This is a genomic window from Brachybacterium sp., from assembly GCF_052095815.1.
Classification (GTDB): domain Bacteria; phylum Actinomycetota; class Actinomycetes; order Actinomycetales; family Dermabacteraceae; genus Brachybacterium.
On the sequence record NZ_JBQDLF010000009.1, the window covers coordinates 68,124 to 85,744 of the forward strand.

The window sequence follows — 17,621 nt, forward strand, 5'->3', positions numbered from 1 at the left end:
GGGCGTTCTGGGCGCTCAGAACGCCCACTGCGCAACGGTCGGCTGTCTCGCCGGAAAGGACGAACCTCAGATCCAGCCCTGGCGGCGGGCGATCGCGACCGCCTCGTGCCGGTTCGCGGCCTGCAGCTTCGCCTGCGCGCTGGAGAGGTAGTTGCGCACGGTGCCCTCGGCCAGATGCGCGCGGCGGGCGATCTGCTCGATCGCCGCGCCATCTGCGGCGAACTCGAGCACGTCCGCCTCGCGCGGGGTGAGCGGCGAGTCGCCGGAGGAGATCGTCTCCGCCGCGAGCTCGGGGTCGATCACTCGGCGCCCGGCGGCGACCGAGCGCACCGCCCGGGCCAGCTGATCGGCCGAGGTGGTCTTCGGCAGGAATCCCAGCACGCCCTGGGCCAGGGCACGCTTCAGATAGCCGGGCCGGGCGTGCGAGGTGAGGATCAGGCAGCGCGTGGCGGGGGAGACCTCGCCGATCCGGCTGGCCAGCTCGAGGCCGTCACCGTCGGGCAGCTGCAGGTCCAGCACGGCGACATCCGGCTGCTCCGCCTGCGCCAGGCGCACACCGTCCGCGACCGTCGCCGCCTCTCCGCGCACGTCGAGGTCGTCCTCGAGGGAGAGCATCGTGGCGAGCGCTGAACGGATCAGGTTCTCGTCATCGACGAGGATCACGCGCAGCGCGGCGGCAGCGGGACCGGAGTGCGCAGACGTGGCAGCAGATGCAGCAGGGACGGGGTCGGGGATCATCGGGTGCCTCCTGCGGCATCGAAGCGGACGTCGAGGGTGAAGGTGCCGCGCTCGCGGTGGATGCTCAGCGCGGAGTCGGTGCCGAGGCGCTCACGCATCCCGGTCAGCCCGCTGCCCTCGTGGACGTCGTCGTCGCCCGGGGCGCCGTCGTTGACCAGCGTGACACCGCCGGAGGTGAGGGTGATCGTCACGACGGAAGGGTTCGCGTGGCGCAGGATGTTGGTGCCGCCCTCACGCAGCACCCAGGCGGCGGTGCCTGCGTGCGGTGCTGGGATGTCGTCCGCCTCGCCGTGGATCGTGACCTCAGCATGAGCTGAGCGCAGCAGCGAGGCGGTGCCGCGCAGCTCGGTGGCCAGATCCGCCTCACGGTAGCCGCGCACCAGGCCGCGGATCTCGGCCAGCGAGGTGCGGGCGATCTGGGCGACCTCGCGACTGTGCTCCACCGCGCGGGGATCCTCCCGCTCGGTGAGCTGCGCGACCAGCTCGGCCTTCACCGCGATCACGGACAGGTCCCGACCGGAGACGTCGTGCAGATCGCGGGCGAAGCGCAGGCGCTCCTCGGCGACGGCCAGCTGGGCCTGCGCCTGGCGGGCGTCATCGAGCTCGCGCACCATCGCCGCCAGCCACAGCGAGAGCCGAGTGGTGAGCACAGCCGCCACCATGAGGATTCCGGTGGGGAGGCTCGCCGGGAGGGAGCCCATCAGAAGCGCCGCCACCGCTGTGAACCCCAGGGTGAGGACGAGGCCGAACTCCCAACGCCACCGGATCGTCGCCGTGGTGACCAGCGCGGACAGCGAGAGGATCAACAAGCGGAGATCTCCGCCGCCGAGCAGCGTGGTCCCGGCGATCAGCGCCGACGGGGCTGCGGCGGCCACCAGCGACAGGTCGGAGGGGAGGGTCCCCACCTGACGGATGCCCCAGCGGTCCCGGGCGGTGGAGGCGTCGGCGGCGGCCCATGCCTCCATGGCGCGCCAGGCGGACCAGGCGGCGAGCGCGATCTGCCCGCACAGCGCCGCGGCGCTCAGCGGGGCGGCGGCGAAGGCGGCTGGGATCCGCAGGTCCAGGAACAGGGCGATACCCAGCGGGAGCAGCACCACCACCCCGACGACGGTCCAGGCCGTGTAGGCGTAGAACACGCTCCACTGGCGGCCGACGGTCGACTCCATGTCATTCCTCTCGCGGCCACCTTTCAGAAGGGCGGCCAGGTCGGGAGCCTATCGGCTCGAATCCGCTCAGACGATCGTGGCGAGGAACAGGCTGCCGAAGAGGCCGAACGCGATGCCCCAGGCGATGATCGAGATGCCCATCCACAGGTAGACCTTTCCGCGGGTGGCGCCGAGGGCCACCAGGGTCGGTCCCGTGATCTGGGAGGCGACCAGCAGCGGTCCCAGCAGGCTGACTCCCGGAACTCCGTACTTGTCCAGCGCGGCGGCGATCTTCGTGCGGAACCGCGAGGGCTTCACCCCGCGCTCCGCCTCGGCGCCGGGCCCCGCCTCGACACTGGGCGCCGCCTGGATCCCACCCCTGCGGCGGCTCCTGCCGTCGGTGACAGCGTCGCGGGCCCTGCCGGACAGGGCGATCACAGCGAAGGTGGAGATCAGGTTCCCGGCCACGGCGGCGGGGATCGCGATCGCCGGAGGGATGCCGAGCGCGGCGCCGAGGAAGCTGCCGAAGTAGCTCTCGATGAACGGGATCGCGCCGGCGGGCACGAGGGCGAGCACCTGCTGCCATGGCTCGAGGCCGGAGACGAGGGTGTGGAGCTGGGAGAGGAGGTCCTGGAACAAGAGATGTCCTTGTCTGGTGTCGCAGTGGCGGCGTGGTGTGGTGGGGGAGAGGTGCAGTGGGGAGGAGCGGGCTCAGCCGCGCGGTTCCCAGCGGAAGTGCTCGCGCACGATCAGGGCGCCGACGAGGGTCCAGCCGAGCAGGATCCCGGTCTGTCCGGCCATGAGCATCCACGCATCGGGGCCGGCGAGAGCGGCTCCGTCGGCGTCGATGCCCAGCCAGCCCAGCCGCACCAGCGCGGTGATGGGGGCGGAGGGGAGGAAGGTGATCAGCCGGGCCACCCAGTCGGGCAGGAGCTCGACGGGCAGGATGCCGCCGGCACCGATCATCAGGACCGCCATCGCGGGCAGCGAGGTGATCTGCGCGGATTCGACGGTGCGGGTGATGTTCGCGGTGACCAGGGCCAGCGGGACCAGCATGAGTGCGCCGAGACCCAGGCCGAGGACGAGCACCAGAGGGTTCTGGGGGAGCGGGAGATCCAGCAGCGGGATCGCGAGCGCCGTGGTGAGGACGATCATCACTGCGGCGAGCAGCAGTGCCGGGGTGGCCGTCGCGGCGAGCACCGTCGCGTCGGAGGCCTCGCCGGTGCGCAGGCGCTTCAGCACCAGGTCCTGGCGGCGGGCGACGTAGGACGAGAGCAGGTTGTAGTAGACGACGAACAGCAGCACGATCACGAACATCGTGCCGAGCACGCTGGCCAGGGCGGCCCCGGAGGCACCGTTCTGCGCGAGCGGCAGGAAGAAGAACGGCAGCGCGAGCGGCAGCAGGATGGCGGTGCCGAGCTGCATGCGATTGCGTCGCAGGAGGGAGAGCTCCGCGGCGGCGAGCCCCAGCAGGCGAGGAATGCGGCGGGGGCGCACGGGGGAGGCGGAGTGCGGGGAGCTGGTGAGGGGAGCGGACGCGAGGGCGGGTGAGGCAGTCATGATCATCCTTCGAGGGTGTGGGTGGAGCTGGCGATCTCGAGGAACACCGATTCGAGGCTGGCGGCGCGGGCATCGAGCCCGGTGAGTTCGACACCCGCGCCGCGTGCCCAGGTGAGCAGGGTGTGGAGGTCCTCATTGAGGGAGGTGGTGGACACCTCGAGGTGACCCTCGGGGCTGCGCAAGGCTTCACCGTGCACGGCGGGAAGCGCGGGGGCGCTCGCCGGGAGCGTGGCGCGGATCCGGGCGGCGTGCCCGGCGACGACGTCGGCGACCGTGCCCTCGCGCGCGATGCGTCCGCGGTGCATGATCGCGAGCCGGTCGGCGAGGGTCTCTGCTTCATCGAGGTAGTGCGTGGTCAGCACGATCGTGGTGCCGCGCGCCTTGAGGGAGGCGATGAGCTCCCAGGCCCGGGCCCGCGATTCCGGGTCCAGCCCGGTGGTGGGCTCGTCGAGGAACAGCAGCTCCGGGTCGCCGGCGATCGCGCAGGCGAGGTCGAGGCGACGCACCTCGCCGCCGGAGAGGGAGGAGATGCGGGTGCTGGCCCGGTCCGTGAGGTCGACGTCGGCCAGCACGTCCAGCACGGGGCGCGGGGTGCTCAGCGTCCTGCTCCACATGGTCAGCGCCTCGAGGGCGGTGAGGTCTGCGGGGAAGCCACCGGTCTGCAGCATGAGCCCCTGGCGGGGGCGTACGGCGCGCCGTTCACGGTAGGGGTCGTGACCGAATACGCTCACCGTGCCGGAGGTGGGTCGGGCCAGGCCCTCGAGCACCTCGAGCGTGGAGGTCTTCCCGGCGCCGTTCGTGCCCAGCAGGCCGAACAGCTCGCCGCGGCGAAGGGTGAGGTCCACACCATCGACGGCCAGGTAGGAGTCCCTGCCCCGCCCATATCGACGGCTGAGGCCGCGTGCCTCCAGCACGACGTCGGCGGCGGGATCGGCGGTCGGAGCGATGGCGGCGGGAGCGATGGACGCCTGGTCGGTGAGGCCGGGGCCCGACGCGGCGGGGCCGACGGGGAGGGGGTTCTGATCGAGGGTCGTCATCTCAGCGCCCTCCCGTCAGATCAGCGGCGTAGCCACGGGTGCGGAAGCCGACCACCAGTCGGACCCCCATGAAGAGGCCGACGACGGCGAACATGACGGCGGTGACGAGGGTCTCGGGCTGGAGCACCAGGACGATGAGCCCGACCAGAGCCAGGTTCGCGAACAGGGCGAGCAGCTCGCGGCCGAGGGTCGCGGAGGGGGTGAAGGCCATGAGGTCCATCAGGACGGATCGCTCGGAGGAGCGACCTGCGGAGCGGTCGGCGGGAGGGTCGGTGCGGTGTGTCGATGTCATGCCCCCACTCTCCCCAGAACCGGCTCCGGCCAGTAGGGCGCCACCTCACCGCCTGGAGTGGGAACGTCATGGCCCACCCATGAGAAATGTCAGACGAGGCTTCAGGAGGTCTCTACAGAGCCCCGGGCGTGACCTCCTCCACACACGGACCTGCAGGTCTGTGACGTTTGTTTCGCCATATGACGGGATGCTTCGGTGCATCCGGTCGCGGGTGCTGTACTGCCCTGGTGATCACTCTCGACAGCCTCACGAAGGTCTTCCCCGCACCCGGCGGCGGAGACCCCGTCGTCGCGCTCGACGGTATCGACCTCCACCTCGAGCCGGGCCGCGTGCACGGCATCGTCGGCCGCTCCGGTGCCGGCAAGTCCACCCTCATCCGCTGCCTGACCGGGCTGGAGAAGCCCAGCTCCGGGCGCGTCGAGGTGGACGGCACCGACATCGCCGCGCTGGAGGGTGCCGCCCTGCGCGCCGCCCGCCGCAACATCGGCATGGTCTTCCAGCACGCGAACCTGCTGGACTCCCGCACCGCCGCCCAGAACATCGCCCACCCGCTCGAGATCGCCGGCGTGCCCCGCGCGCAGCGTCAGCAGCGCGTGGCCGAGCTGGTCGAGCTGGTGGGCCTCACCGGGCGCGAGCACAACCACCCCGCGCAGCTCTCCGGCGGGCAGATCCAGCGCGTGGGCATCGCCCGCGGACTGGCCGCCGAGCCGAAGGTGCTGCTGTGCGACGAACCCACCAGCGCCCTGGATGGCTCCACCACCCGCCAGATCCTGCGCCTGATCAGTGACCTGCGTGAGCGCCTCGGCATCACCGTCGTGATCATCACCCACGAGATGGGGGTGGTGCGTGAGGTCTGCGACACCGTCACCCTGCTCCAGGACGGGCGGATCACCCAGACCGGTGACCTGCTCGACGTCGCCGCAGATCCCCACGGCCCGCTGAGCGCCGAGCTGATCCCGCTGCCGCCGGCGCCCACCGGCATCGACGCCCTAGTGGTGAACTGCGACTACGGGAACTCCGAGCGCTTCCGCACCACAGAGGACCTGATCCAGCTCGCCGAGACCTACGAGGCCGAGGCGACGCTCGTCGCCGGCACCATCGAGACCATCGGCGGCCGCCAGGTGGGTCGCGTGCAGCTCGCCCTGCGCAACAGCTCCGGCGCCGCGATCAGCGCCGAGGGGCTCGCCGCCTTCCTCACCGAGCTCGAGGCGGCCGGCGTGGTCGCGACGGAGGTGACCGCATGATCGAGATCCTGCAGGAGTGGCTGTCGAACCCGCTGCTGACCCGCTGGGACGGCGGCCCCTGGGAGGCCACTCTGGTCACCCTCTACATGACCGCCGTGACGATGCTGCTGACGGTGCTGCTGGGCCTGCCGCTGGGCATCGCCCTGTTCGAGACCGAAGGGTCCGCCTCCCCCCTGGTGCGCACGATCAACCAGGTCGTCGGCTTCGTGGTCAATGTGCTGCGCTCGTTCCCGTTCTTCATCCTGATCATCGCGCTGATCCCGGTCACCTCCGCGATCACCGGGCGCTCCACCGGCCCGAACGCCGCAATGATTGCCCTGACCATCGCCGCGGTGCCCTTCGCCGCCCGGCTGTTCGAGCTGAACCTGCGGGAGATCCCCGCCGGGAAGATCGAGGCGGTGCGGATGATGGGCGCGAGCCGCTGGCAGGTGATCCGCCAGGTGCTGATCCCCGAGGCGCTGCCCGGCATCATCGGCTCGATCACCACCACCACGATCGCCGTCATCGGCTACACCGCGATGGCCGGCTCCGTGAACTCCGGCGGTCTCGGCCAGCTCGCGTACAACCGCGGCTACACCGGCTACCAGACCGAGATGATCATCGTGACCGTCATCCTGCTGATCGCCATCGTGATCCTGGTGCAGATGCTCGGCTCCCGCCTCGCCCGCGCGGTCGACCACCGCGCCCGCACCGCCTGAACCCCACCCCACCGTCCTTGGAGGACCCCGCCATGAGCACCATCTCCCGCCGTACCCTGTTCGCCTCCGGCGCCGGCCTGGCCGCCCTCACCCTCGCCGCCTGCGGCGGGGAGGAGCAGGCCCCGCTGACCGAGGAGAGTGGCACCACCACGATCCGCATCGCCGCCACCCCCATGCCCCACATGGAGATCCTGACCTTCGTCAAGGACAACCTCGCCGCCGACGCCGGGCTCGAGCTCGACCTGCAGGAGCAGACCGAGTACCCGATCCCGAACCGCCTGCTCAGCGAGGGCGAGGTGGATGCGAACTTCTTCCAGCACCTGCCCTACCTCGAGACCGAGATCGCGGAGAACGGCTACGAGCTGACCCCCTTCGAGGGCGTGCACATCGAGCCGCTGGGCATCTTCTCCGAGTCGCTCACCAGCCTCGATCAGATCGAGGAGGGCGCCGCCGTCGGCGTTCCGAACGATCCCACCAACCGCGGCCGCGCCCTCGCCCTGCTCGCCTCCGAGGGCCTGCTGGCGCTCATGGACGGGATCGAGCCCACCGAGGCGACGATCGACAACATCGCCGAGAACCCGAAGCAGCTCGAGTTCAAGGAGATCGACGCGGCGCTGCTGCCCCGCACCCTGGGCGACTACGCGATCGCCGTGATCAACGGCAACTACGCCCTCGAGGCGGACCTCAGCCCCGCCGAGGACGCCCTCGCCCTCGAGTCCGGTGAGGACAACCCCTACGCCAACATGCTCGTGGTCCGCACCGAGGACGTCGAGAACGCGGCGTTGAAGAAGCTCGACGAGCTGCTCCACTCCGAGGACGTGCGCGCCTTCCTCGAGGAGACCTACTCCGGCGCAGTGATCCCTGCCTTCTGAGCGGGCCCTCTGAACCGGCCTTCTGCGCCAGCCGTCTGAGCCGACGAGGGGACGGCCGCTAGCCTGAGGAGATGACCTCCCAGGATCAGCCCCGTCCCCTTCTCGGCCGCCGCGCCCTGATCACCGGTGCGAGCCGTGGGATCGGAGCGGACATCGCCCGCGCCTTCGCGGCCGCCGGTGCCGATCTGGTCCTGAGCGCCCGCGACGCGTCCTCGCTCGAGGAGCCAGCCGCGCGGCTCGCCGAGGAGCACGGCATCGTCACCGCGGTGCTCGCTGCGGACCTCGCGGACCCCGACGTCCCCGACCGGCTCTGGGGCGAGGCCTCGGCCCTGATGGAGGGCCTGGACGTGCTGGTCAACAACGCCGGCCTCTCCCACCCCGAGTCGGTCGCAGCACTGGATACTGCGCACTTCGACGAGACCCTGCGGGTGAACCTGCGGGCCCCCGCCCTGCTCGCCGCCCGCGCCGGGGCGGCGATGGCGGCCTCCGGCGGCGGGGCGATCCTCACGATCGCCTCCGCCGCCGCGCTGCGTCCCCTAGCCGAGCACTACGCCTACTCGACCGCCAAGGCCGGGCTGGTCATGGCGACCCGCACCCTCGCTCTCGAGCTCGGCGAGCACGGCGTGCGCGCGAACTCGATCTGCCCCACCGTGGTGCTCACCGATATGGGGCGGACGGTGTGGGGCGAGCAGCCGGCCAAGGCCGCGCCGATGCTCGCCCGCATCCCGCTCTCCCGCTTCGCGCAGCCCCGCGAGGTCTCCGACGTCGCCGTCTGGCTCGCCTCTGACGCCGCCTCGATGATCAACGGTGCCGAGATCCCCGTCGACGGCGGGTACCTGGTCAGCTGACGAGTTCGGTCGCTCCGAGCTGATCCAGCAGCCAGGCGAGCTCGTCCGCGCGCTGCTCCCACTTGCGATAGCGGCCCGAGCGGCCGCCGTGCCCGGCGACCATCTCGCAGCGGAACAGGATCGGGCGCTCGGCCTGATCACTGGTGACGGTCTCGCGCAGGCGCGCCACCCACTTCGCGGGCTCCACGAAGAACACCCGGGTGTCGTTCAGCGAGGTCGAGGCGAAGATCGCCGGGTACTCCACCGCGGCGATGTTCTCGTACGGGGTGTACTCGCGCATGTACTCGTACACCGCCGGATCATGCAGCGGGTCGCCCCACTCCTCCCACTCGCCAACGGTCAGCGGCAGCGAGGGATCCAGGATCGTGGTCAGCGCGTCCACGAAGGGCACACCCGCGATCACCGCACGGAACTGCTCCGGGGCGAGGTTCGCGATGCCGCCCATGAGCAGGCCGCCGGCGCTGCGACCCTCGGCGGAGAGCCGGCCCGCAGCCACCAGGCCCGAGTCGGTGAGGTGCTTCGCGGCGGCCACGAAGTCGCTGAAGGAGTTCTTCTTCTCCAGCAGCTTGCCGTGCTCGTACCAGTCGCGGCCCATCTCGCCGCCGCCGCGCACATGCGCGATCGCGATGACCACTCCGCGGTCCAGCAGGGAGAGCCGGGTGGGGACGAACGACGGGTCGATCGAGACCTCGTAGGAGCCGTAGCCGTACAGGTAGCCCGCAGCGGTGCCGTCGGCGGGGACATCCCGTCGTGCCACCACGCTGAGCGGGATCGCGGTGCCGTCCTCGGCGCGTGCCCACTCGCGACGCTCGACGTACAGGGAGGGGTCGTAGTGCGGCACCGGGGTGACGCGCAGGACGGTGCTCTCGCCGCTGGCGAGGTCCCGTTCGGCGACGGTGGTGGGGGTGAGCATGCTGGTGAGCTGATAGCGCACCGTGCTCTGGTCCCAGTTCGGATTCGCGTCCAGCTCAACGGTGTCCAGCTCCCCGCCGTGGGTGATGTCGGCGGCCTCGGCGACCAGCAGCGACCCGTCGGCCGCCCGAGGGATCAGCCGTACGCTCGCGAGCCCGCCGCTGCGCAGCTCGAGAGCGACGAAGCTCGCGAAGGCCTCGACCGCGAGCAGGCGCTCACCGTCGGCCGCGACCAGCAGCTCCTCCCAGGCATCCGGCGCCGCGAGCGGCGCCTGGGCGAGGGCGAAGCCGCGGTGGCCGTCGTTGTGCACGATCAGGAGCCGGTCGCCGGCGTGCTCGACCCCGTAGTCCACCCCCTCGCGGCGCCCGCCTGCGGGCACGGGGGCCGCGGTCGGGTCGGTGAGGTCCAGCAGCCAGGCCTCGGTGGTGGAGGTGGAACCGGCCTGGATCACCAGGGTCGAACCGTCGCGCGAGCGGTCGAAGCCGATCATGAACCGCTCATCGGGTTCCTCGATGACCAGCACGTCCTCACTCGCGTCGGAGCCGATCCGGTGCCGCCAGATCTGGTGCTGGCGCCAGGAGTCGTCCACCCGGGCATAGAACAGCCACTGCTGATCGGCGGAGAAGGCGAGCCCGTAGCCGGCGCCCGTGACCGCCTCGTCGATGATCTCCCCGGAGGTGAGGTCCTTGACCCGGAGCGTGAAGCGTTCATCGCCTGCGGTGTCGACCGCCGAGGCGTAGAGGGTGTGGTCGGGGGACGGGGCCAGCCCGCCGAGCGAATAGAACTCGGCATCCTTGGCCTCGGCCTGCGCATCCAGGAGAACCTGCTCGCCCTCGAGCATCGCCCCCGGTTCGACCTGGGGCAGGGTGCCGGTATCGGCGACCCGCGTGAACTTCGGGTAATCATCGCCCGCCGTGGTGCGGGTGATGTACCACCAGTGGTCGCGGCGCACCGGCACGCTGAGGTCGGTCTCCTGGGTGTGGCCGATGAACTCCTCCACCAGCGTCGCACGCAGCCCCTCCAGATGGGCGGTGCGGGCATCGGCGTAGGCGTTCTCCGACTCGAGGTGGGCGATCACCTCGGGGTCGGTCTTCTCCCGCAGCCACTCATACGGATCCACCACGGTGTCGCCGTGAAAGGTCCGCTCGGTGGGGCGCTTGACGGGGGCGGGGGACGAAACGGGGGCGGTGGGGTGCTCCTTGGTCATTCCCCGAGGGTAGCCGCGCCCAGCTGGTCGAGGAGCCAGGCCACGCCTTCGACCCGGGGGTCGCCGGCGGAGCCCATGGTGGCGGTGGCGCGCAGCAGGATCGGTCGCAGGGCGGGATCGGAGGTGACCCGCTCGCGCAGCTGTGCGACCCAGATCGCGGCGCAGGCTGCCGGGACGTCCGTGCCCTCCAGCGCGGTCCAGGCGAAGATCGCCGGGTACTCGGTCTCACGGATGTTCTCCGCGGGGCTGTATCCGCGCAGGGAGCGATAGGTCGCCTCATCGCTCGCCGGATCGCCCCACTCCGCCCATTCCTCGAGCGTGAGCATCACCTCGGAATCCAGCAGGGTCTCCAGCGGATCCACCAGGGGGGTGCCGGCGACCACCGCCCGGAAGCGCTCCGGGGCACGGTTCGCCGCGGCGCCCACCAGCAGACCGCCGGCGCCGACGCCGACGGCACCCAGCCTGCCCTCGGCCGCCCAACCGGTCGCGACGAGATGATCCGCGCACGCCACGAAGTCGTCGAAGGAGTTGGCCTTGCTGAGCCCTCGGCCCTGGCGGTGCCAGTTCGGGCCCAGCTCGCCGCCGCCGCGCACGTGCGCCACGGCGATGACGACCCCGCGGTCCGCGACCGCCAGCGTCTCGAGCTGCAGGATCGGATCGACCGCGGTGCCGAAAGCTCCCTCGCCGTAGAGCAGGCAGGGGGCGGTGCCGTCGGCCGGGACGTCGCTCCGCGCGAACAGCGAGATCGGCACCCGGGTGCCGTCGGCCGAGGTCGCCCACAGCCGGCGCTCGACGTAGCGCGAGGCGTCGTAGCCGGGCAGATCGACGCGCAGCAGCTCGGTGCTGGCGCCGGTGTCCAGGTCGTGCTCGATGATCGTGGGCGGGGTGAGGAAGCTGTCCAGCCGGTAGCGCAGCGTCCGCTGATGCCAGTCCGGGGTGGGCTCCATGCTCACCGCATCCAGCTCGCCGCGGCGTCCCATCACATACATGCCGAGGATGTCGAGCGAGCCGTCGGGGCAGCGCGGAAGGATCCGCACCTCGGGGAGCCCGTCGCACCGCATCTGCAGGGCGACGGCGCCGGCGAAGGCCTCGACGGATTCGAAGTGCTCGCCGTCGCGAGCGGTCAGCAGCGCCGGCCCGCTCGGCAGCTTCCCCTCGGCGCCCAGAGGGACCTGGCGGAGAACGCTGCGGCGGCTCCCGCGCTCCTCGGTGATCACCAGCAGTCTGTCCCCGGCGTGCTCGACCACGGGATGCGCATTGCGGACCCGACCGGTCACCGAGCGTGGCGCTGTGCGGGGAGAGCTGAGGTCGACGAGCCACACCTCGCTGCCGGTCGGGGAGGAGGAGCGGATCAGCGCCGCGGAGCCGTCCCGTGCGCGGGACAGCGAGAGCTGTGCCCAATGGTCCCGTTCTTCGACCAGCACCGCGTCCTCCGCGGCCGGGGTGCCCAGCTGGTCGCAGAGGACCTGATGGCGGCGGCCGAGATCGTCGAGCCGAGTGTGCAGCAGGCTGCGGGAATCAGCCGAGAACACGAGATCCGGCCCGGCGCCGACGATCGAGCGGTCGACCTCCTCGCCGCTCTCGGCGTCGATGACGATGACGCGGCATCCGCCCAGCGAGGCCTCGGCCCTAGCGACCAGCCGATGGTCGGGAGAGATCGCGATGCCGATCGTCCCCACGCAGTCCTCGATCAGGATCTTCTCGCCGTCGAGAAGCCTGCCAGGGACGATCTGCGGGGTTCCGGAGGGGCCGCGCAGTGAGTCATGGTCCCGGACTCGGGAGAAGGTCGCGCCGTCGGCGGGATCTGCACGGTCGATGTACCACCAGCCGTCCAGCAGCACCGGGGCGGAGAGCTCGAGGTGGGGAGTGGGCTGATCGGTCCGGGCGGCGAGTTCGATGCGCAGCGCCTCGAGGTGGGCGGTGTGCTGGTCGGTGTACGCGTTCTCCGCCGCGAAATGGTCGATGACCTCGGGGGCGCGGGAATCACGGAGCCAGCGATAGGGGACGGGCGTGGTGTCGTCGAACAAGGTGCGTTCGAGGGCATGCGGGGCGGGGCGGGGCGGAGCGAAGGCGGATCTGTCCAGGGGGATGCGGGCGGAGTCCGTCGGGGAGACGGTGTGCTGAGTCATGGTGCGGCTTTCCTCTCGGGGTGGCCGTGTCGTCGAACTGCGTCACCCCACGGTCACGTCGGCCTCATGGATCGTGGTGTATCAGATGGCAGGCACCCTGCTGCGGCTCAGGGATCACGGGAACCGACGGCTCCGTCGCCGTACGGCATCGTGCAGGGTCGACTGCGCAGGGAGATCGGGTGCATGATGGAGCCACCCTTCACCGTGACGGTGGCTCGACGATGAGCCATCGTGGCCGGGGAGGGGTCGTAGCGCTGCGACCGGTTGAACTGGAGCTGCCGAGTGGCGAGCACACGGTGAGCCGGAGAGCCGCGCCAAGACGAGACTGCAAGATGCATCGCGCTCTGACCTTCCGTTCCACTCATTGCTGGGACTCGGGTGTGAGGTTCGTCATGAACGGTACGCTCAGGGTTTTAGAGGTTTGTAAGAAATGGTGAACGGCTGTCCGGACGAGCAGATTCGTCGAGGCCGGACGGAAGGTCCGAGAACGTCGGCGCGCAGAGGAAGGGCGAGGAGGTGGCGATGGGCGAGGGCGAACGCTTCGCCTCCGTGCTGCGCGAGTCGATCGAGCAGAGCGGCCTGTCCCTGACCGTGATCTCCCAACGGCTGCGCTCCCGGCACCGCCCGGTGAGCGTCGCAACCCTGAGCAACTGGCAGTCCGGACGCAGCCTGCCCGGCGGAGAGCAGTCGCTGGGCGTGGTCGCGGCGCTCGAGGAGCTGCTGGGCAAGGCGCCGGACGCGCTCGCGGACCTGGTAGGTGCGCCGCGGCTGCGCGGACGATCCGTCCAGCCCGCCAGCTTCGTGGGCCGGGGCGGCCGCCGAGAGGTGTTCCATCGAGCGCTCGGCGAGCTGGGGTTCGAGGCACCGCAGCAGTACGCCCACGAACGGGTGTTCCACCAGCACGTCGTCATCGACTCGACACGCGAGGTGCAGAGGTTCGACTACCGACTGACCGTGCGTGCGCTCGAGTCGGGGACCTGCCGGCTTCCCGCAGTGCATCTGCTCGAGCCCTCCGAGCCGAACGTGGCCCCCGAGTTCATCCCTCTCGAAGGCTGCACGGTGGGCCGGCGGGTCGTGTGGCCCGAGCACCGTGCCTACGGCGTGGAGCTGAAGGTGGACGGGATGTTCGACGCCGGCCAGGTGGCGACGCTCGCGTATCGCGTGGAGATGAAGGCGAAGGCCACCGACCTGACCGCGGCGATGTACAGCGTGCCTCGCCGTGCGAACGATGTGCTCCTCGAGGTCGAATTCCGAGGTGATCGCAAGCCGCTGGGGTGCGAGCGGTATCGGCGCACGGAGGCAGGGGAGTCGGTGACGCCGGTGCGGCTGGACCGTCGTGATCGACTCCAGGTCAGCGAGGCCCGCTTCGGCCCGGGCACCTTCGGGCTGCGCTGGGACTGGGGGGACCTCGACGACGACGAGGACGATGAGGGCATGTACTGACAGGTGCTGACCACCAGGTGCTGCCCGCCAGGTGCTTTCGCGAGCTGCTGCCCGCGAGGTGCGGACCGCGCGTTCCCTCGGGTCTCCGCTCCTCGTCAGGACGCAGGCGGCGGCGTACTGTGGAGTGACTGTCGGTGGGCCGCACAGGGAGGTGTGGGTCATGGTTCTGACCGGTTCGAACATCGTGGTGGGATACGACGACACCACCGCGGCGATGGCCGCCGTGCGCTGGGCCGCCGAGCTCGCGCAGAGCACCGGCTCGGGGGTGCATCTCGTCCATGCCTGGTCCTGGCCGCTGCTCGGGCAGGGGATGTCCGGCATCCCTGTGATCGATCCGGCCGGGCCCCGCAATCAGGCCAGGCGCCTGCTCGACGACGCTGCGGAGAAGGTCACCGCACAGTTCCCGGAGGTGCCGGTCACCGCCGAGCTGCTGGCGGGGATGCCGCGGGAGGTGCTCGCGGAGATCTCCGGCAGCACCGATCTGCTGGTCGTGGGCACCCGGGGCCTCGGCGTGGTGCTGGGTGCTCTGCTCGGCTCGGTGAGCCGCGGCATCCTCCATGACGCAGGCTGCCCGGTCGTGGTGATCCGCTCTGATCAGTACCGGGCGGGTCCTGTGCTCGCCGCCTATGACGGTTCCGAGGCGGCGGGCGAGGCCATCGATGTGGCTGCGGATCTCGCCGCGGCCTGGGGCTGCGTGCTCCGGGTGGTCCATGTCCAGATCGGGGGCCACGCTCCCTACGGCAGCGGGGCGGAGGCCTGGAGCGCAGGCAGCCGCTCGCGGGAGATGCTCGACGAGGGTGCGGCGCGAGCGGCCGCACGGCATAAGGGACTCGAGGTCCAGGCGCGGATGCTCGAAGACCGCACCGTGCCCGAAGGGCTCCTGGCTGCGGCGGACGGTGCCCGGATGCTGGTCCTCGGCCATCGCGGTCTCAGCCGCGGCCGTGTCGGCTCGACCGCGCAGGCGACCGTGCTGCATGCCACCGGCAATGTCACGGTGGTCCGGGGGACCTCGGACGAGTGATGTGACTCGCGTCCACGGGCGGCGGGTTTGAACGCACGGTGCCGTGGCAGTTAAGCTGTCCGACGGTAGCGTGTCCGAGCGGCCGAAGGTGCATCACTCGAAATGATGTGTGGTTCATAGCCACCGCGGGTTCAAATCCCGCCGCTACCGCTCTTGACCTGGAGATATGCCAGGTTCACGAAGGTCCCCGTCGGATTTCGACGGGGGCCTTCGTCATACCCGCGCCCCATCCTCGCGAGCATGCCCGCGAGGCGACTGCGTGATCAGCGGTCCCGGAACTCTTCGTCGAGATTGGTCTCCAGGAGGGATGCGAGCTTCTCGAGGGATTCCTCGGCGCCTTCGCCGTCGGCGCGGAGCGTGACCTCGTCGCCGTGGTCGACGTTCAGCGTGAGCAGCATGAGGATGCTGGAGGCCTTCACGGGGCCGCCGGCTGCCGTCTCGATCGTGACGGCGACAGGCTGCTCGCTGGCGGACTGGGAGAAGATCGCCGCGGGGCGGGCATGGAGGCCGCTGGTGCTCGCGACCTTCACGGTACGTGCTGGCATCGGGACGCCTTTCTCGACGTGGGACGACCCTCAGCGTAACGCCGCTCACCCGCCGACGGTGACTCGCCCATGGTTCGGCCGCTGTTCACCAGCTGTTCTGGTGACCAGAGAGAAACCTTACAGCCGACCAGAATTGGCCCGGACCGGGCGTCCGCCACGATTATCGTGAAGGGGAACCGTCAGGGGTGTCGGGCTCAGAAGCATCGGGGGAGCGCCGAGGGGGCGGCGGGAAGCGCGCCCAGGAAGGGCGCCGGGCCGCGCGTCAGGCCGAGCGTCGAGGAAGGGCTCGGGCACCGGGGAGCGCAGGGGGATGCTCACCGGGCGCCGCCGACTACGCCGGGGGAGTCGTATCCCGACATCCCCGGCGGCATGGTCTGGTCGCTGGTGGGGCCCAGGGCCGCGCGGCCGAGGTCGGTCAGCTCGAACCACGCGATCATGTCGGCGTCTGGTGTACGCCCGCCGATCGCTGTCCAGGTGGTGGCGATGTGCTCGATGATGTCCTGGGTCGGCAGGTTCCAGGGGGTGAAGCGGCCCGCGGTCACGAAACCGGCCCGGATCTCCTCACGGGCGATCAGCCGGGCCAGCAGCAGCGGTCCGCGCCGCTCGAACTCGGCATCGTCCAGCGCCCCCGCATTCGCGAGGACGGTGACCACATGCCCGGGATGCAGCCACTGCTCGCGACCCATCGCCAGCAGGCGCTCCTCGATGCCGCTGCGGGTGGACGCGGCGTGCTCGGCGAGGGCGGCAGGGGTGGCGTGCAGCGGCGGCCCGGCCGGGCGGGAGGTGATCTCGCCCTTGTCCGCGATCTGGAGCAGAGCCCCGCGCGGGGCCTCGAGCCTCCAGCGGGGGACGGTGCTCAGCCGCAGCGGGCCCTGCGGGCTCTGCAGGGCCAGCCTCAGGAGGCCGTCGCCGAGCAGCTCGGTGCCGTGGATCGCGGCCCCCACCAGACGGGGGTCTCGCAGGCCGACGGCAGCCGGGGGATCATCAGTCAGCGCGGGGCCGTCCAGCTGCTGGATCCGGGACTGCAGCACCCAGCCTCTGGCCGTGATGGTCCAAGTGCCGCGGGAGGCCACACGGGTGTGGACGATCGTCTGTCCCCGCAGTCCCTCCAGCAGCGGGTGGCCCTGCGGCGGGTGGTGTCCGGTCAGGCCGGACAGGAAGGAGCGCATGCCCCCATCCTGCCGCAGTGGTCGACGTATCGGTGCAGGCCCTGGACATCTTCTCGGGGCTACTATGGGCAGATGCCCAGCATGAGCGACCGCGCCCCGGATCCCCGACCGGCACGCACCAAGGCCGCGATCTTCGCCGCCGCCCGAGACCTCACCGCCCTCGACGGGGAGGTGACGGTCAATGCCCTCGCGAAGCGAGCCGGTGTCAGCCGGGCCGCGTTCTACAGCCACTTCTCCGGGCTCGATGACCTGATGGGTGCGATGCTCCAGCAGATGTTCGATGCCGCCTGGAAGCGCGGGGTCGTCTTCTCCCAGGAGAAGCAGAGCCTGCAGGACGCGGTGCAGTTCGGCTTCGGGATGTTCGTGGCCTATGTCGAGCGGCATCATGCATTCCTGCGCGGTGCGCTGGACTGGAAGTTCTCTCACCGGACCTTCATGATCCTGGTCGACACGATGACGAAGCTGCACGGGGAAGCCCTGACCCGCCTCGGCGATCGGGTGCCTGTCCGCCTGCGGACGGAGTCGGCAGGCCGCTCCATCGCGGGCTCGGCGCTGGCCCTGGCCGCGCAGTGGCTGGTGGAGACCGAGCAGCGGGCCACCGAAGGCGAGTCGCTCGACGCCACCTCCCTGCTGGAGACGGTCCTGGCCTTCGCGCCCAGCTGGTACACGGGGATCGGTCCGGAGGATCCGATCGCGGCGGCCGAGCTGCTCGCGCTGTGCCGCACCGCAGACCCGGACGACGCCCTCGAGGACTGAGCGTC

At 70.8% G+C, this 17,621-nt stretch carries 17 protein-coding genes and 1 tRNA gene; 8 read left to right on the forward strand and 10 right to left on the reverse strand.

Going from position 1 to position 17,621, the window contains the following annotated elements:
* Nucleotides 1-66: 66 nt before the first annotated feature.
* The 6 genes from ACTH43_RS05800 to ACTH43_RS05825 form a co-directional block, all read right to left on the reverse strand.
* The gene (locus ACTH43_RS05800) at nucleotides 67-738 is read right to left on the reverse strand and encodes a response regulator transcription factor (protein WP_345081495.1); all 672 of its coding nucleotides are present in this window, start codon (nucleotides 736-738) and stop codon (nucleotides 67-69) included.
* Complete coding sequence (locus tag ACTH43_RS05805; protein ID WP_441443978.1) at nucleotides 735-1,904, reverse strand: sensor histidine kinase; 1,170 nt, start codon at nucleotides 1,902-1,904, stop codon at nucleotides 735-737. The genes ACTH43_RS05800 and ACTH43_RS05805 overlap by 4 nt, the downstream gene beginning before the upstream one ends.
* A 66-nt stretch (nucleotides 1,905-1,970) precedes the next feature.
* Nucleotides 1,971-2,522: a hypothetical protein gene (locus tag ACTH43_RS05810; RefSeq protein ID WP_441443979.1), complete on the reverse strand. Its 552-nt coding sequence runs from the start codon at nucleotides 2,520-2,522 to the stop codon at nucleotides 1,971-1,973.
* Nucleotides 2,523-2,594: 72 nt separating this feature from the next.
* Complete coding sequence (locus tag ACTH43_RS05815; protein ID WP_441443980.1) at nucleotides 2,595-3,443, reverse strand: ABC transporter permease; 849 nt, start codon at nucleotides 3,441-3,443, stop codon at nucleotides 2,595-2,597.
* 2 nt (nucleotides 3,444-3,445) lie between these two features.
* Nucleotides 3,446-4,480, reverse strand: coding sequence for an ABC transporter ATP-binding protein (locus ACTH43_RS05820; protein ID WP_441443981.1), 1,035 nt, complete (start codon nucleotides 4,478-4,480; stop codon nucleotides 3,446-3,448).
* A gap of 1 nt (nucleotide 4,481) precedes the next feature.
* A complete protein-coding gene (locus tag ACTH43_RS05825; RefSeq protein ID WP_441443982.1) occupies nucleotides 4,482-4,772 on the reverse strand; it encodes a hypothetical protein in 291 nt (96 codons plus the stop codon).
* 227 nt (nucleotides 4,773-4,999) lie between these two features.
* Between ACTH43_RS05825 and ACTH43_RS05830 the strand changes: the two genes are divergently transcribed.
* The 4 genes from ACTH43_RS05830 (at nucleotide 5,000) to ACTH43_RS05845 (ending at nucleotide 8,434) form a co-directional block, all read left to right on the forward strand.
* Nucleotides 5,000-6,016 carry a methionine ABC transporter ATP-binding protein gene (locus ACTH43_RS05830; RefSeq protein ID WP_441443983.1) on the forward strand — a complete coding sequence of 339 codons (1,017 nt, stop codon included), beginning with the start codon at nucleotides 5,000-5,002 and terminating at the stop codon, nucleotides 6,014-6,016.
* A complete protein-coding gene (locus ACTH43_RS05835; protein ID WP_441443984.1) occupies nucleotides 6,013-6,714 on the forward strand; it encodes a methionine ABC transporter permease in 702 nt (233 codons plus the stop codon). The genes ACTH43_RS05830 and ACTH43_RS05835 overlap by 4 nt, the downstream gene beginning before the upstream one ends.
* A 32-nt stretch (nucleotides 6,715-6,746) precedes the next feature.
* Nucleotides 6,747-7,586 carry a MetQ/NlpA family ABC transporter substrate-binding protein gene (locus tag ACTH43_RS05840; RefSeq protein ID WP_441443985.1) on the forward strand — a complete coding sequence of 280 codons (840 nt, stop codon included), beginning with the start codon at nucleotides 6,747-6,749 and terminating at the stop codon, nucleotides 7,584-7,586.
* A 71-nt stretch (nucleotides 7,587-7,657) separates the two neighbouring features.
* The gene (locus ACTH43_RS05845; RefSeq protein WP_441443986.1) at nucleotides 7,658-8,434 is read left to right on the forward strand and encodes an SDR family NAD(P)-dependent oxidoreductase; all 777 of its coding nucleotides are present in this window, start codon (nucleotides 7,658-7,660) and stop codon (nucleotides 8,432-8,434) included.
* Here ACTH43_RS05845 and ACTH43_RS05850 read toward each other — a convergent pair.
* Nucleotides 8,427-10,553, reverse strand: coding sequence for a S9 family peptidase (locus ACTH43_RS05850; RefSeq protein ID WP_441443987.1), 2,127 nt, complete (start codon nucleotides 10,551-10,553; stop codon nucleotides 8,427-8,429). The genes ACTH43_RS05845 and ACTH43_RS05850 overlap by 8 nt on opposite strands.
* The gene (locus tag ACTH43_RS05855) at nucleotides 10,550-12,682 is read right to left on the reverse strand and encodes a prolyl oligopeptidase family serine peptidase (protein ID WP_441443988.1); all 2,133 of its coding nucleotides are present in this window, start codon (nucleotides 12,680-12,682) and stop codon (nucleotides 10,550-10,552) included. Before ACTH43_RS05855 ends, ACTH43_RS05850 begins: the two co-directional genes overlap by 4 nt.
* Before the next feature lie 522 nt (nucleotides 12,683-13,204).
* Between ACTH43_RS05855 and ACTH43_RS05860 the strand changes: the two genes are divergently transcribed.
* The 3 genes from ACTH43_RS05860 (at nucleotide 13,205) to ACTH43_RS05870 (ending at nucleotide 15,296) form a co-directional block, all read left to right on the forward strand.
* Complete coding sequence (locus ACTH43_RS05860) at nucleotides 13,205-14,125, forward strand: helix-turn-helix domain-containing protein (protein WP_441443989.1); 921 nt, start codon at nucleotides 13,205-13,207, stop codon at nucleotides 14,123-14,125.
* Nucleotides 14,126-14,285: 160 nt separating this feature from the next.
* On the forward strand, nucleotides 14,286-15,146 hold the full coding sequence (locus tag ACTH43_RS05865) for a universal stress protein (protein WP_441443990.1): 861 nt from the start codon (nucleotides 14,286-14,288) through the stop codon (nucleotides 15,144-15,146).
* Between the two features lie 64 nt (nucleotides 15,147-15,210).
* Nucleotides 15,211-15,296 (forward strand) — tRNA-Ser (locus ACTH43_RS05870).
* Between the two features lie 113 nt (nucleotides 15,297-15,409).
* On the opposite strand, the gene ACTH43_RS05875 is transcribed toward ACTH43_RS05870, so the two are convergent.
* Complete coding sequence (locus ACTH43_RS05875) at nucleotides 15,410-15,691, reverse strand: HPr family phosphocarrier protein (protein WP_441443991.1); 282 nt, start codon at nucleotides 15,689-15,691, stop codon at nucleotides 15,410-15,412.
* A 314-nt stretch (nucleotides 15,692-16,005) separates the two neighbouring features.
* On the reverse strand, nucleotides 16,006-16,860 hold the full coding sequence (locus ACTH43_RS05880) for a hypothetical protein (protein WP_441443992.1): 855 nt from the start codon (nucleotides 16,858-16,860) through the stop codon (nucleotides 16,006-16,008).
* A 72-nt stretch (nucleotides 16,861-16,932) separates the two neighbouring features.
* Between ACTH43_RS05880 and ACTH43_RS05885 the strand changes: the two genes are divergently transcribed.
* Nucleotides 16,933-17,616: a TetR/AcrR family transcriptional regulator gene (locus tag ACTH43_RS05885; protein ID WP_441443993.1), complete on the forward strand. Its 684-nt coding sequence runs from the start codon at nucleotides 16,933-16,935 to the stop codon at nucleotides 17,614-17,616.
* The last annotated feature ends 5 nt before the right edge of the window (nucleotides 17,617-17,621 follow it).